Annotated in this window: 10 protein-coding genes; 4 read left to right on the top strand and 6 right to left on the bottom strand. The window is 66.8% G+C overall.

What is annotated here, in order from left to right:
• Nucleotides 1-6: 6 nt before the first annotated feature.
• The 4 genes from AC07VL_RS07740 to AC07VL_RS07725 are packed head-to-tail and all read right to left on the bottom strand — an operon-like array spanning nucleotide 7 to nucleotide 5466.
• Complete coding sequence (locus tag AC07VL_RS07740) at nucleotides 7-1233, bottom strand: NAD(P)/FAD-dependent oxidoreductase (protein ID WP_494805316.1); 1227 nt, start codon at nucleotides 1231-1233, stop codon at nucleotides 7-9.
• Nucleotides 1230-1592, bottom strand: a complete 363-nt coding sequence (gene nirD / locus AC07VL_RS07735) for a nitrite reductase small subunit NirD (protein ID WP_409028308.1) — start codon at nucleotides 1590-1592, stop codon at nucleotides 1230-1232. Before nirD ends, AC07VL_RS07740 begins: the two co-directional genes overlap by 4 nt.
• Before the next feature lie 3 nt (nucleotides 1593-1595).
• Nucleotides 1596-4160 (bottom strand): nitrite reductase large subunit NirB, encoded by a 2565-nt coding sequence (gene nirB, locus AC07VL_RS07730; protein WP_494805315.1) that lies wholly within the window; start codon nucleotides 4158-4160, stop codon nucleotides 1596-1598.
• Between the two features lie 10 nt (nucleotides 4161-4170).
• Nucleotides 4171-5466, bottom strand: coding sequence for an MFS transporter (locus AC07VL_RS07725; protein ID WP_494805314.1), 1296 nt, complete (start codon nucleotides 5464-5466; stop codon nucleotides 4171-4173).
• A 322-nt stretch (nucleotides 5467-5788) separates the two neighbouring features.
• Between AC07VL_RS07725 and AC07VL_RS07720 the strand changes: the two genes are divergently transcribed.
• The 3 genes from AC07VL_RS07720 (at nucleotide 5789) to AC07VL_RS07710 (ending at nucleotide 10505) form a co-directional block, all read left to right on the top strand.
• Entirely contained in the window at nucleotides 5789-7564 is a 1776-nt protein-coding gene (locus AC07VL_RS07720) for a CehA/McbA family metallohydrolase (RefSeq protein ID WP_494805313.1), read from the top strand.
• Between the two features lie 128 nt (nucleotides 7565-7692).
• Nucleotides 7693-8121, top strand: coding sequence for an RcnB family protein (locus AC07VL_RS07715; RefSeq protein ID WP_494805312.1), 429 nt, complete (start codon nucleotides 7693-7695; stop codon nucleotides 8119-8121).
• Between the two features lie 278 nt (nucleotides 8122-8399).
• Nucleotides 8400-10505, top strand: coding sequence for a prolyl oligopeptidase family serine peptidase (locus AC07VL_RS07710; protein WP_494805311.1), 2106 nt, complete (start codon nucleotides 8400-8402; stop codon nucleotides 10503-10505).
• Nucleotides 10506-10577: 72 nt separating this feature from the next.
• On the opposite strand, the gene AC07VL_RS07705 is transcribed toward AC07VL_RS07710, so the two are convergent.
• Nucleotides 10578-11201 carry a glutathione S-transferase family protein gene (locus tag AC07VL_RS07705; RefSeq protein ID WP_494805310.1) on the bottom strand — a complete coding sequence of 208 codons (624 nt, stop codon included), beginning with the start codon at nucleotides 11199-11201 and terminating at the stop codon, nucleotides 10578-10580.
• Nucleotides 11202-11455: 254 nt separating this feature from the next.
• Between AC07VL_RS07705 and AC07VL_RS07700 the strand changes: the two genes are divergently transcribed.
• The gene (locus AC07VL_RS07700; protein ID WP_494805309.1) at nucleotides 11456-14167 is read left to right on the top strand and encodes a M1 family metallopeptidase; all 2712 of its coding nucleotides are present in this window, start codon (nucleotides 11456-11458) and stop codon (nucleotides 14165-14167) included.
• Nucleotides 14168-14640: 473 nt separating this feature from the next.
• Here the strand turns inward: AC07VL_RS07700 and AC07VL_RS07695 are convergent, their stop codons facing one another.
• The gene (locus AC07VL_RS07695; protein ID WP_494805308.1) at nucleotides 14641-15723 is read right to left on the bottom strand and encodes an OmpA family protein; all 1083 of its coding nucleotides are present in this window, start codon (nucleotides 15721-15723) and stop codon (nucleotides 14641-14643) included.

Below are 15723 nucleotides of genomic sequence, written 5' to 3'. Positions count from 1 at the left end.
TCGCGGTCAGGCGGCCTGGCCGCGCAGGGCCTGGCCAAACAAAAGGTGGGAGCGCAGCGCGCCGATGTCGCGCCGCTGCTGGATCAGGTCGAAATACCAGGGGCCGTCCTGCACGTCGCCATACAGCACGGCGCCGGCCAGGCGGCTGCCCTGCACCACGAGGCGCTTGTAGATGCCGCGGCGCGGGTCGCGCAGCACCAGGTCTTCGCTGCCTTCGCCGCCGAGGATGTCGCCGGCCGAATACAGGTCGATGCCCGTCACTTTCAGTTTGGTGGCGCTGGCTTGCTGCACGTAGCGCCGATGCCCGGCGCCGGCCAGGTGGGCGCCGCACACGCGCGCCTGTTCCCAGATGGGCGCCACCAGGCCGAAGGTGGCGCGCCGGTGCTGCACGCATTCGCCCACGGCGTACACGCGCGGATCGTAGCTTTGCAGGCAGTCGTCGACGACGATGGCCCGTTCGCAGTGCAGGCCGGCCGCTTGCGCCAGCGCAATGTTGGGGCGCACGCCGGCCGTCATCACCACCAGGTCGGCGGGGATCGACGTGCCATCGGCAAAGCGGACTCCCTGCACGCGGTCGGTGCCGAGGATTTCCGCCGTTTGCGCCTGCATCAAAAACCGCAGGCCGCGCGCTTCCAGCGCCGATTTCAGCAGCATCGATGCGGGTGCGTCGAGCTGCTGGTTCATCAGCGCGCCGCCCATGTGCACCACGGTGACGTCCATGCCCTGGCGCTGCAGGCCGTTGGCCGCTTCCAGCCCCAGCAAGCCGCCGCCGATGACGACCGCGTGGCGGTGCTGGCGCGCCGCCCGCAGCATGGTGTCGACGTCGTCGATGTCGCGAAAACCGATCACGCCCGGCAGTTCATGGCCCGGCACGGGCACGATGAACGGGGTGGAACCGGTGGCCAGCAGCAGGCGGTCATAGCGCACCTCGATGCCGGACAGCGCCTGCACCGTGCGCGCCTGGCGGTCGATGCGCACCACGGGGTCGCCCGCGTGCAGGGTGATGCCGTTGTGCGCATACCAGTCGCGCGTGTGCAGCATGATGTCGGCCACCGTCTTGTCGCCGGCCAGCAGGGGCGACAGCAAAATGCGGTTGTAATTGCCGTGCGGCTCGGCGCCGAAGACGGTGATGTCGTACAGGTCCGGGGCCATTTTCAGCAATTCCTCGACCGTGCGCATGCCGGCCATGCCGTTGCCGACCACGACCAAAGACGGCCGTGCGGCGCTGTTCATATGGCCACCCATACCATGCCGCCAAACACGCGCGCCGGCCAGGCGGCGACGGAATGTTCGGGCGCTTCGATGCACTCGCCGCTGGCCAGGTCGAAATGCTGCTTGTAGATGGGCGACGCCACCACGACGCGTTCGCCGATGCTGCCCACCAGGCCGCGCGAGAGCACGGAAGCGCCCGCGTTCGGGTCGACATTGTCGATGGCGTACACGCGCGGCGCGGCATCGCCGACGCGGAACACGGCCACGTGGCGGCCCCCCAGCAGCGCGCACACGCCCGTGTCGGGCACGATGTCCGTCAAGGGGCAGATCGCTACCCAGTTGTCGGCGCTGGCGCTGTTCAATTCATTCATCGCATTCATGGCTCACGCCTCCACGGCAAGGATGGGGATCACGGTGCTGCGGCGTTCAAGGGGCGTGGCGGGCCGGATCTGGCCACGCTCTGCCACGAACACCACGTTTTCATCGTTTTTTTCGCTGTTGACGAAATGGCGGAAGCGCTGGCGCACGGCGGGGTTGGACACGGCTTCCTGCCACTCGCAGGCATAGGTGTCGACCACGTGCTGCATGTCCGCTTCCAGCTCGGCGCCCAGGCCCAGGCTGTCGTCGAGGATGACGCGCTTGAGGTAATCGAGGCCCCCTTCCAGGTTGTCGCGCCACACGCTGGTGCGCTGCAGGCGGTCGGCCGTGCGCACGTAGAACATCAGGAAGCGGTCCACATAGCGCACCAGGGTGGCTTCATCGAGATCGGCCGCCAGCAATTCCGCATGGCGCGGCTTCATGCCGCCATTGCCGCACACGTACAGATTCCAGCCCTTTTCCGTGGCGATCAGGCCGATGTCCTTGCCCTGCGCCTCGGCGCATTCGCGCGTGCAGCCGGACACGCCGAACTTGATCTTGTGCGGCGTGCGCAAGCCCTTGTAGCGGTTTTCCAGTTGAATGGCGAAACCCACGCTGTCGGCCACGCCGTAGCGGCACCAGGTGGAGCCGACGCAGGATTTGACCGTGCGCAAGGATTTGCCGTAGGCGTGGCCCGATTCGAAGCCGGCCGCGATCAGCTCTTCCCAGATGGCCGGCAACTGCTCCACGCGGGCGCCGAACAGGTCGACGCGCTGGCCGCCCGTGATCTTCGTATAGAGACCGTATTTTTTCGCCACCATGCCCACGGCGATCAAGCCGTCGGCCGTCACTTCGCCGCCCGGCATGCGGGGCACGACGGAATACGTGCCATCCTTCTGGATATTGCCAAGAAAGTAATCATTGCTATCCTGCAGGCTGGCGTGGACGGGCGACAGCACGAAATCATTCCAGCACGAAGCGAGGATATTCGCCGCCACGGGCTTGCACACGTCGCAGCCGAGACCCCGGCCGTGCGCGGCCAGGAGCGCGCCGAAGCTGCGGATCTTGCCCACGCGGACCAGGTGATGCAATTCCTGGCGCGAGTACGCAAAGTGTTCGCACACGTGGTTGTTCACCATCATGCCCTGCTTCTGCATTTCCGCCTTCATGATCTGCGTCACCAGGGGCACGCAGCCGCCGCAAGCCGTCCCCGCGCACGTAGCACTTTTGAGGGCGCCGATGGTGGTCGCGCCCCCGGCGACGGCCGCGCACAGCGCTCCTTTCGACACGTCGTTGCACGAGCAGATTTGCGCCGCCTCGGGCAAGGCGTCCACGCCCAGTCCGGCCTTTTGCTGGCCGTCCGCCTGCGGCAGGATGAGGAATTCCGGCGATGCCGGCAGCTCGATCTTGTTCAGCATCATCTGCAAGAGCGTGCCGTATTCGCTGGCGTCGCCCACCATCACGCCGCCCAGCAGGTACCTGCCGCAGTCGGAGACGACGATCTTCTTGTAGATCTGCTTGCGCTCGTCCATGAACTGGTAGGAGCGGCTGCCCGGCGCATGGCCGTGCGGGTCGCCCAGGCTGGCCACGTCCACGCCCATCAGTTTGAGCTTGGTGCTCATGTCGGCGCCCTTGAACGAGGCTTCGCCCGCTCCTCCTTCTTCCTCCTGCAACAGGTGGCGGGCAGCGATGCGCGCCATCTCGTAGCCGGGCGCCACCAGGCCGAACACCAGGCCGCCCCACAGCGCGCATTCGCCGATGGCGTAAATGTCCGGGTCGGAGGTGACGCAGCGGTCGTCGATGGCGATGCCGCCGCGCGGCCCCACGTCCAGGCCGCAGGCGCGCGCCAGTTCGTCGCGGGGGCGGATGCCGGCCGAGAAGACGATCATGTCCGCTTCCAGGTGGCTGCCGTCGGCGAACTGCATGCGGTGCGTGGCCGTTTCGCCGCCAACGATGGCCAGCGTGTTCTTTTGCGTGTGCACGGTCACACCCAGTTCCTCGATCTTGCGGCGCAGGACGCGCGCGCCGCCCTCGTCCACCTGCACGGCCATCAGGCGCGGCGCGAATTCCACCACGTGGGTGTCGAGCTTCAGGTCGCGCAAGGCCTTCGCGCATTCGAGGCCCAGCAGCCCGCCGCCGATCACCACGCCCGTGCGGGACCTGGCGCCCCAGGCCAGCATGGCTTCCAGGTCTTCGATGGTGCGGTAGACGAAGCAACCATCGCGCTCCTTGCCCGGCAGCGGCGGCACGAACGGCGCGGAGCCGGTGGCGAACACGAGTTTGTCGTAGATCAAGACTTCGCCCGTGCTGGCCGTGACGGTCTTCGCCGCGCGGTCGATGGAGACGGCGCGCGCATTGAGTTTCAACACGACGTTGTCCTTGTCGAAGAAGCCGGGCGTCACCAAGGAGAGGTCCTCGGCCGACTTGCCGCTGAAAAATTCGGACAGGTGCACGCGGTCGTAGGCGGGGCGCGGCTCCTCGCACAAGACGGTGACGTGCAGGTGCGGCGCGTTTTCCAGGGCCAGGCGTTCGAGGAATTTATGCCCGACCATGCCATGGCCAAGGACGACGATCTTCAGTGGGTGGTGCATTGCGCTCTCCTCAGGCCGCGGCCATGCTTGGTTCGGCCGCCAGGCCCGTAAACCGGGCGCCAATGGCGCACAGGGCCGAGATCACCACCAGCGCGCTGAGGATGATCAGGGTCTGGCGGATGTCGCCCGTGCCCTTCATCAGGAAGCCGGCCGCCACGGCGCCCACGTTGCCGCCCGCGCCGATGATGCCGGCCACGCCGCCGAGAGCCTTGCTGTCGATGAAGGGCACCAGCGCATAGGTGGCGCCGCAAGCCATGTGGGTGAACAGGCCGAAGACCAGCATGGCGATGACGGCCCAGGTGACGCTGTCGACCTTGGCAAACCACAGCAAGCCCACGCCTTCGCCTATCATCAGCATGAACAGCAGGGTCACGCGGCTGTTCAGGTTGCCGCGCAGGGCCAGTTTGTCGGACAGCCAGCCGCCCAAAGCACGGGCGAACAGGGCCAGCAAGCCGAAGCTGCCGGCGGCCAGGCCCGCCGATTTCAACGACAGGCCGAAATGGTCGACGTAGTACACGGCGGCGATGTTGTGGATGAATATCTCGATGCCGAAGCAGGCGCCGTAGGTAACGAACAGCAGCCACACGCGGTAATTGCTGCTGGCGGCCTTGAAGCTGTCCCAGCCGCCCTTTTTATTACCCTCAATGGCCACGCCAGCTGCGCGCAAGTCCGAGTAATTGCCTTCAGGGCAATCCTGCGTATAGCGCCAGTAGAGGGCCGCCATCACCAGCATCAGCACGCCAGGCACCAGCAGCGCCACGCGCCAGCCCAGCGACTCGGACACGCCCAGCATCACTACGGCACCCAGCAGCAAGGGCATCAGCGCCTGCGCCGCGCCGCCGCCTGCATTGCCCCAGCCGGCGGCGGCCGCGTTTGCCGTGCCAACGACACGCGGAGCGAACATCACGGACGTGTGATATTGCGTGATGACAAAGCTGGCGCCCACGGCGCCAATGCCCAGGCGGAAGAAGAGGAAGCTTTCATAGCTTTGCGAGGCGGCCACGCCCAGCACGGGAATGGCGCCCAGCAGCAGCAAGCCCGTGTACGTCTTGCGGGGGCCGTAGCGGTCGCACAAGGGGCCGACGATCAGGCGCACGAGGATGGTGATGGCGACGGCCGCGATATTGATGTTCGCCACTTGCGCCAGGGACAGGCCGAACTCGCCCTTGATGACGGGCATCAGCGGGGCGCAGGCGAACCAGGCGAAGAAACACACGAAAAATGCCATCCACGTCAGGTGGAATGCGCGCATGGGCGGCGTGGCGAAGGAGAAGAGCGCAATGCGCGTTGCTTTTTGGCTGGCCATGATGGCTCCCGAAGTATCCCGTTGATCAAACAAAACGGCGCCCGCCCCCGCCGATGCAAGATCAGCCAGAGCGGACGCCGTTGTCCAGGTGGTCCGTCGTTGGACCGTTGTGCGTGTATTCCGGGGATCGCCGTTGATCCGTCCCTTCTGTTTAGCAAGCGCCGTGCCAGCGCCCTGCACGGGCACGCGCCGCTATCCGCACATGGTTTGCGCCAGATCATGGCCAATTGCGGTGCAGGCGCGCCTCTTCTTGGTGCGCACAGGAACCCGAACGTGGCAGTGCTTGTCTAAACGCTATCGGACTCATGAAGCGGAGGCGGCCATGGTCGGACAAAGGCAGCTGCGGCGCGGCGTCGCGCGCGCGGTGGCGTGGGCATGCGTGGGGGCGCTCTTGCTCGCCTGGAGTCATAGTGCTGCGGCGCAAGACCGGGCCGCCCCACCGAGGGAACACAGCGAACTCGACGCCACCGTGCTGGCGCCGTTCCGCGCCGCGCCCGGCGCGTCGCGCACGCAGACGCGCACCTTTGTCGTGCGCCTCGCCTATCCCGCCGGCATGCCGGACGCGGCCGGCACGGCGGCAGGCGTGGGGACGGTGGGCACCGCGGGCAGCGATGGCAGCATCCCCCACCCGGTGCGCTGGCGCCTGACCCTATCCGGCCCCGGCCCGCAAGGGGCGCTGCAGCGCCAGTGGTCCGGCAAGGAAAACGTCGGCGCGGGCACGGTGAGCCTGGCCCTGCCCTGGGATGGACGGGCCGATGCCGATGCGCGCGAACGGCGGGCACTGGTCGCCGATGGCTTGTACCAGCTGCGCCTCGTGGCCGTGGCGGACGCGGGCACGCCGCAGGAAGCGCAGGTGGAGCAGCAATGGCAAATCCAGGTGCAGCGGGGCGCCAGCACGGCGCCCAGGGTGCCGCCCTTCCAGGCCGGCCTGCGGCAACTGTCCGGCCTCGACGGCCATCCCGCCTACCGCATCGTCTACGCCAACCTGCACAGCCAGACACGCCACAGCGACGGCGGCGCCCCGCTGGACGCCTGCCATGGCGCGCAGGAACCGCAAACGGGGTCCTTCGGTCCCATCGATGCCTACGTATATGCGCAGGGCCATGGCCTCGACGCCCTGCTGACGTCCGAGCACAACCACATGTATGACGGCGCCGACGGCACGAATGCACAGGCCACCCCTGCCGAGGCGAAGGCCCTGTACCAGACTGGCCTGGCCGAATCGGCCGCCTACACGGCGGCACACCCGGGCTTCCTGGCCCTGTACGGCATGGAATGGGGCGTCATCAGCAAGGGCGGCCACCTGAACATCTTCAACAGCGACCAGCTGCTGGGCTGGGAAAGGAACGGGCGCGGCGAACTGCTGGCCGACATCGACACGCCGAAGGGCGACTACGCGGGCCTGTACGCGCTGATGCGCGAACGGGGCTGGCTGGGCCAGTTCAACCACCCGGCTTCGGCGGGCCAGTTCCTCGTCAACGGCCAGCCGCTGGGCTATACGACCGATGGCGACGCGGCCATGGTGCTGTGCGAAGTGATGAACACGTCCGCGTTTTCCGCGAATGACGAGGAAACGGAGACGCGGCGCAGCAATTACGAGGCGGCGTGCAACCGCGCCCTGGCGGCCGGCTACCACCTGGCCTTCAGCAGCAACCAGGACAACCACTGCGCCAACTGGGGAACGGCCTACGGCAACCGCACGGCGGTGCTGGTGATCGCCGATGCAGCGAATGCACCACTTTCGCGCGAGCAACTCTTTGAAGCGCTGCGCGCGCGCCGCGTGTTCGCCACCATGGACAAGCATGCACAGCTGCTGTTCATGGCAAATGGCAGGCTGATGGGCGAACGCTTCGAGAACCGGGGACCGCTGCAGCTGTCCACCCACTTCAGCAACAGCGCGGGACGCCAGGCGGCGGCCGTCGCCATCTTCCACGGCGTGCCGGGCGGCAACGGTTCCGTCACGCAAGTGTCCGACCAGGCCAGCGTGACGCTGACTCCCGCGCCCGGCCTGCATTTCTATTACACAAGGTTGACGCAAGACGATGGCAACATCGTCTGGTCGGCGCCCGTGTGGGTGACGCAAGGTCCCGGCGCCTGAGCGCATGGCGCCAGGCGGCATCGGGGCCTCATCCGTACGCCAGCGAACGGACGGGAAGGCGGCAAGCGTGTTCTCATCAGTCATGGTCCGGTCATTCGTGTCGGCCCACATTGAAAGAGGAGTCTCTGATGAACAAGAATATCGTCGTTTCCGCCCTGGTCGCGGCCCTGATGGCATGTGGCGCGTCGGCGTCGGCCCAGGATCGCCATGAGCAGAATGAGCGCGGACCACAACAGCAAGGCCAGCGCGGGGATGCCGCGCGCGATCACACTGACAACGGCAGGCAGCATGACGACAACGGCCGCGGCCATGCCGATGCGCGCCCGGAGCATGGCGACAGCCACGCCAGCAACCGCGGCGCGGGGCCGCGCCATGACTTGCACAAGGGCAATCGCGTGCCCGGCGAATACCGCAACAAGCAGCACTACGTCAGCGACTGGCGCGGCCGCCACCTCAGTGCCCCGCCGCGTGGCCACCAGTGGGTACAGGTGGACGGCGACTACGTGCTGATGGCCGTGGCCACGGGCGTGATCGCGCAGATCGTCCTGGGCAATTAAGCACGGCGGCGGCAGCCCGCCGCGACCGGTGCCCGGCAGGCTGCCGGTGCCGGGCTGGCGCGCGCCTGCCCCCGGGACGGTGCGGCAAGCGGGAAGCCAGGCGCCGCCCGGCGCCGCAGAAAATACGGCCTGGCCGTCCAGCAGCAAATATTATAGGAAATGCATGCCACGACGACATTGATATCAAGGTTGCACTGGTTCCCCACAGCAATCCGTGGCACCATGTCTGCGCCGTTTTGCCCGCAACACGGCCTCCATCCGTCCCATCAAGGAACCTTATGTCGTCATATCGCACCTTCGCCGGCAGCATGCTGCTGGGCCTAGCCGCAGCGGGCATTGCCCATGCGCAAGCTCCCGCCCCTGCCGCCGCCAATACCGATCCCCACCTGTGGCTGGAAGAAGTCCTCGGCGACAAGCCGCTGGCCTGGGTCAGGCAGCACAATGCCGTCACCGTCAAGGAACTGGAAAGCCAGCCCGGCTTCCCCGCCCTGCAGGCGCGCCTGAAAACCATCCTCAATTCCAAGGAGCGCATTCCCTACGTGAGCAAGGAAGGCGCGTATTACTACAACTTCTGGCGCGATGCCCAGCACGTGCGCGGCATCTGGCGCCGCACCACCCTGGCGCAGTACCAGCTGGCCGAGCCAAGCTGGGAAACCGTGATCGACCTCGACCAGCTGGCCGCCGGCGAGAATGAAAACTGGGTCTGGGGCGGCGCCACCTGCCTGTATCCGAAGGGCGAACGCTGCCTCATTTCCCTGTCGCGCGGCGGCGGCGACGCCAAGGTGGTGCGCGAGTACGACGTGGCCAAACGCGCCTTCGTCGATGGCGGCTTCACCCTGCCGGAAGCGAAGGGCAGCGCCGGCTGGATCGACCAGGATACCCTCTTCGTCTCCACCGATTTCGGCCCCGGCTCGATGACCAGCTCGGGCTACCCGCGCATCATCAAGCAGTGGCAGCGCGGCACGCCCCTGCCGCAGGCGCAAACCGTGTACGAGGCCAAGGCCGACGACCTGAGCGCGGCCGCCTACAAGGATTTCACGCCGGGCTACGAACACCAGTTCATCGAGCGCCAGATCGATTTCTACAGCGGCGAAATGTTCCTGCGCGACGGCGCCACGCTGACCAAGGTACCGAAGCCGGACGATGCCACGGCATTTACCGTGCGCGACCAGCTGATCATCACCCTGCGCTCGGACTGGAAAGTCAACGGCAAGACCTATCCGCAGGGCGCCCTGCTGGCCACCGACTTCAAGGCCTTCATGCAGGGCAAGCAGGACCTGGAAGTGCTGTTCGCGCCGACGGCCACGTCGTCGTTGGACAACGTCACGCCGACGAAATCGGCCATCCTCGTGACCACCCTGGACAAGGTCAAGAACCGCCTCACGGAACTGCGCCACGTGGACGGCAAGTGGCTGCGCCGCAGCGTCGATGCGCCGAAGCTGGGCACCCTGGCCACCAGCGCGCTCGACCCGGTGGAATCGGACCAGTACTTCCTCACCGTAACCGATTTCCTCAACCCCACCACCCTGTACCTGGGCACGGCGCAAAGCGACAAGCGCACGAAAATCAAGTCCCTGCCCGCCTTCTACGATGCGGCGCCATACAAGGTGGAGCAGTTCGAATCGACGTCGAAGGATGGCACGAAAGTGCCGTATTTCGCCATCATGAACAAGAAGACCAAGTTCGACGGCAGCAACCCGACCGTGCTGTACGGCTATGGCGGCTTTGAAGTGTCGCTCAAGCCAAGCTACAGCGGCACCACGGGCGTGGCCTGGCTGGAAAAAGGCGGCGTGTACGTGCTGGCGAATATCCGCGGCGGCGGCGAATTCGGCCCCCGCTGGCACCAGGCGGCGCTGAAGGAAAACCGCCAGCGCGCGTATGACGACTTCATCTCCGTGGCACAGGACTTGATCAAGCGCAAAGTCACCAGCCCGCGCCACCTGGGCATCATGGGCGGCAGCAATGGCGGCCTGCTGACGGGTGCCGTGCTGGTGCAGCGTCCCGACCTGTTCAACGCCGTCGTCAGCCAGGTGCCGCTGCTCGACATGCGCCGCTATAACAAGCTGCTGGCGGGCGCCTCGTGGATGGGCGAATACGGCGACCCGGACGTGCCGGAACAATGGGCCTACATCAGCAAGTACTCGCCCTACCAGAACGTCTTCAAGGACAAGAAATATCCGCGCGTGCTGTTGACCACCTCGACGCGCGACGACCGGGTGCACCCTGGCCATGCGCGCAAGATGGTGGCGAAGATGGAAGAGCAGGGCCACGACGTGCTGTACTGGGAAAACACGGAAGGCGGCCATGCGGGCGCCGCCAACAACGACCAGCAGGCGCTGATGTGGGCGCTGACCTACACCTTCCTGCTGGAGCAGCTCAAGTAACACGGGCTTGACGGCCCCGCCAAGCGAGAACGCCTGCACCGGACTTCCGGCGCAGGCGTTTTTTTTGGGAGCTTACTTCGTTTGCGCGCTGGGGCGTTCGGCGATGCGGTCGCGGTAAGCCTGCAGGTTGGACAGGCCTTCCGCGCCGGGACGGTATTTCATCAGGCCGCGCGCAAATTCCAGCGCGCAGAAGGCCGTGATGTCGGCAATCGTAAAACGCTCGCCGGCGACGTAGGGCTGGCCCGCCAGCACCTGGTCGAGCCACTGCGCCGTCTCGCGCAGCTTACCCGCCTGCGCCAGGGCGAAGTCGGGAAACTGCGGGTTTTCCAGCGCCACCAGGGCCGGATGGCCATGGCGCACCCAGTTGGCGGCGGCGCTGAATAGGTGCAGCTCCACCCTGCGGTCGGCCATTTCGATAAAGGCGCGCTCCTCGAAGCCTTCGCCCATCAGGTTGGGCTGCGGCTGCAAGCCTTCCAGGTAGGTGCAGATGGCGCGCGTCTCGGTCAGCACGCGCCCGTCATCCAGTTCCAGCACGGGCACGCGGCCCAGCGGGTTTTTTGCCAGGAAGGCGGGGTCGCGGTGCTGGCCCGCCATCAGGTCGAGTGGCACTTCCTCGATGCCGGTGATACCCTTCTCGGCGATGAACATGGTGACGCGGCGCGGATTGGGCGTGCGGGGGCTGATAGTCAATTTCATGTGCTTGGGTCTCGTCTCGTTATGGTGGCAGCCAATCCGCTGCGGGACTGGCCTATGGCGGTACGGTCAGGCGTCCATCATACCAGCGCACCGGCATGGTGCGGCGCCCCTGGCGCGTTGACTTTGCACCCGTTTCGCCTTAGATTGCTGGACGGGAACGCTGGCCGCCAGTTCCAGCGATGTCCCCCACACGTCATCAACGCCCGCAGCCTATCCGGCTGGCGGGCGTTTTATCCATGAACCAAGGGCATACCATGCATCGCACACCGACTCCCCGCTTCCGGCGCAGCCAGCTGGCCGCCGCCGTCCTGGCACTGGCTTCCCTCACCGCAGCCCATGCGGACAACGCCGCTCCCGCCGCCAGGTACGTCTCGGCCAGCCATGCGCCCGGCACCACCACGCAGCTGCCGCGCGGCGTCACGCCCCTGCACTACATCGTGTCGATCACGCCCGATGCCGCCGCCGCCACCTTCCAGGGCGCCGCCGCCATCAAGGTCGCCGTCGACGCGCCGACCTCCAGCATCACCTTCAACGCCTTGAACCTGACGTTCGGCGCCGCCGCCATCGAAGGCGCGGGCGGCAGCAAGCAGGTGACGCGCAAGATCGACTTCGATGCGGACAGGCAGACGGCCACCCTGCATTTCGCCGAGCCCGTGGCCAGGGGCGAGTACCTGCTGCGCATCGATTACAGCGGCAAGATCGGCACGCAGGCGACGGGCCTGTTTTCGCTCGACTACGACACGCCCGAAGGCCGCCAGCGCGCCCTGTACACGCAGTTCGAGAACTCGGATGCGCGCAGCGTGCTGCCGTCGTGGGACGAACCGGACTACAAGGCCACCTTCGCGCTCGACGTGGTCGTGCCGAGCGGCCAGATGGCCGTCGGCAACATGCCCATCGTCCGCAGCGAAGAGCTGGGCAATGGCAAGAAGCACGTGTATTTCGCCACCACGCCGCGCATGTCGACCTACCTGCTGTTCTTCGGCCTGGGCGACTTCGAGCGGGCGACAAAGATGGCCGACGGCACGCAGATCGGCGTCATCACCAAGCGCGGCGCGCTGGCGCAAAGCCGCTTCGCGCTGGACGAGTCAAGCGCCCTGCTACGCGAATATAACGACTATTTCGGCGTGCGCTACCCGCTGCCCAAGCTCGACAACATCGCCGCGCCGGGCCGCAGCCAGTTCTTCGGCGCCATGGAAAACTGGGGCGCCGTGTTCACCTTCGAATACGGCCTGCTGCTCGACCCGGCCATCTCCACCCAGGCCGACAAGGAAAACATCTACACCACCCTGTCGCATGAAATGGCGCACCAGTGGTTCGGCGACCTGGTCACCATGCGCTGGTGGGACGACCTGTGGCTCAACGAAGGCTTCGCCTCGTGGATGGAAGGCCGCACCACGCAGCGCTTGCACCCGGAGTGGAACACGGCCCTGGCGGACGTGGCCGGGCGCGAGGCGGCCATGGCCCAGGATGCGCTGCGCACCACGCACCCCGTGATCCAGCGCATCGCCACCGTGGAACAGGCCAGCCAGGCCTTCGACGGCATCACCTATCAAAAGGGCAAGGCCGTGATCAGCATGCTCGAAGCCTACGTGGGCGCCGACACGTGGCGCACGGCCGTGCGCAGCTACATGCGCAAGCATGCGTATGGCAATACGGTGTCCGACGACCTGTGGCGCGAAGTCGACGCGGCCGCCGGCAAGCCCGTCAGCGCCATCGCGCATGACTTCACCCTGCAGCCTGGCGTGCCGATGATCCGCGTGGGCGAAGCCGTGTGCCGCAAAGGCACGACGCGCGTGACCCTGACGCAGGGCGAATTTTCCAAGGACCAGGCGGACAAGCAGCCGCTGTCGTGGAAGGTGCCCGTGATCGCCACGACGCTCGGCAGCAGCAGGCAGGCAAGGGTACTGGTGAAGAATGGCAAGGCCACCCTGAACGTGCCCGGCTGCGGCACCCTGCTGGTGAACGCGGGCCAGAGCGGCTACTACCGCACCCTGTATGCGCCATCGAACGCGCGCGCGCTGGCGGCCAGCTTCGCGCGGCTGGCGCCCATCGACCAGCTGGGCCTGCTGTCGGACAGCCAGTCGCTGGGCATGGCGGGCCTGCAGGACCCGGCCGGCTTCCTGGACCTCGTGAAGGCGACGCCGCTGTCGGCCGACCCGCAGGTGCTGGGCAAGGTGGCCGCCATCCTGAACGGCCTGTACGAACAGTATGCGGGCGACGACGCGCAGGCCAAGGCGCGCCAGCAAGCGTTCGGCCGCTACGCCATCGCGCGCCTGGCGCCCATGATGGCGCAGACGGGCTGGGAAGCGCGGCCCGGCGAGGCGTCCAGCGTGGCCACCCTGCGCGGGCAGCTGATCGCCATCCTCGGCGACATGGGCGAAGCGGGCGTGCTGGCCGAGGCGCGCCGCCGCTATGCGGCCAGCGAACAGGCCGGCGAGCAGGCCGCCATGCCGGCGCCGCTGCGCCGCGCCATCCTCGGCGTCGTGGCGCAGCACGCGGACGCCGCCACCTGGGAGCAGCTGCACGCCCGCGCGCGCGCGGAAAAGACGCCGCTGGTCAAGAACCAGCTGTACGACCTGCTGGCCGCCAGCGACGACGTCGCCCTGGCGCAGCGCGCCCTGGCCCTGGCGCTGACGGATGAACCGGGCGTGACCAACAGCCCCGCCATGATTTCGCGCGTGGCGCGCACGCATCCGGAACTGGCCTTCGACTTCGCGCTGGCGCACCTGGACCAGGTCAATGCGCGCATCGACGCCAGCTCGCGCAGCCGCTACTTCCCGCGCCTGGCCGCCGCCTCGGCGCAACCGCAGATGATCGCCAAGCTGCAGGCCTACGCGCAGGCCAACCTGCCCGACAGCGCGCGCGGCGACGCCGACAGCGCCGTGGCCGGCATCGGCTACCGCATCAAGCTGCGCGCCGAGCGGCTGCCGGCCATCGATGCGTGGCTGGCGAAACAGACGGGTTAAACGGGATTCCCGGCGCCGCGGCGCCGGGAAGCGGCGAGCGGGACAGGCAAAAAAAAACCGGCTTCGCTCGTCGCGGCAGCCGGTTGAAACGCTGTTTCAGAGCGCAGGGATAAACTGGGAAATACGGGTCAAGCGGAAATCGTGCCGGTCATTGAGGTGTCCGGCAACCTTGGGCCCGGGGTTTTCCGTGCGCCATGTAGCCACTATGCCAGCCCTTCCCCGCGGCAGGCTTAGGACTTCATTAAATCCCCGCCCCATTTCCGCCCTGCTTCCGTTTTTCCCCTTCCCTGCCCCGCCTTGATTGCTATCACAACAAGTTTACCGTGTCTGGTGCCGATGGTTGAGCTCACCGGCTAAGCTGTTGAGTCATGCCTGCATCCTATCGCTCCCGGAGCGTAGTGATGTACGCAATGCATGCTGTGTGCCAACAAGAGCATCATAGCAGCGCCATATGACCGCCCCATGACGTAGCGCTAAGGTGTGCTGCCTTCCTTCACAGAACGCTTGACACCCGTCAATTCGATCTCCACGCGGCGGTTCGGCTGCAGGCAGGCGATCAGGGCCGCGCGCGGCGCCACCTGCTCGCAGGCGACGACGGGGTCGGCCTTGCCCTTGCCGTAGGCGCTGATGACATTGGCGATGCCTTGCTCGCGCAGCAATTGCTTGATCGTCAATGCCCGCTGCTCGGACAGGGCCTGGTTGTAGCGGTCCGTGCCCAGGCGGTCCGTGTGGCCCGTCACGGACAAGGTATCGATCTGCACGTAACCCTGCTTCAGGCGCGCCGCCAGGTCGCGGAGCTTTTCCAGACCCTGCGGCAAGACGTCGGCGGGGCCGGACTTATCGAAATGGAACAGGGCATCCATGTCCAGGGTGATGCGCTCATGCTCGATGCGCGGCGGCAGGATTTCCGGCTGCGGTTCCGGCTTGGGCTGCCTGGCCGGACACGCAGTGGCGGCGGACTGGGCGGCTGCCTGCGCATCCTCGGCCAGTTGCACGTACGGATTCGCATGGCGCCAGCCCTGCTGCCTGTATTCATTACCCGCATGCACCAGTTCCACTTCGCCGCAGGCCACTTGCTGCGCCGCGCAGGCAAAGCCGGGCGAGGCGCGCAGCTTGCCGAAGCCGTCCCACAGGTCCTCGCGCAAGCGCGTCGCGTCGTTCACCAGCGGCGTGGCGTCGCCGGGATTGGGTTCGCTGCCGTCTTCCAGCGCGGCGACGATCTTCGCCGATTCCTGCAAGGCTTGCAAGGGAAAGGCGGAGCGGTCGTTGCGCGTGTATTCGTGGAAGGACACGTCGAGCCAGCATTGCGCCTTCGACAGGTAGTAATCGCCCACGCGCACGCCGCCATCGTTGAGCTTTTTGATGCGCTCCTGCAGCAGCCGGTAGGCTTGCTGGTCGGCGGAGACGGCGCGGTCGCTGATGCGCAGCTCGGGCATGGCCAGCGGCGCCGCCGGCAAGGTGGGCGTGGCGGCCTGGGCCAGGCCCATGGCCAGCAGGCCGGCGAGCGGCAGCAGTGTCATCATCGGGTTCTTCGTCGGTGTCATTTTGGGTGTCAT

Source organism: Janthinobacterium sp. GW821-FHT03C08 (assembly GCF_059420905.1).
The sequence above is the reverse complement of the archived record's forward strand: the minus strand, read 5'-3'. Positions and strand labels throughout refer to the sequence as shown.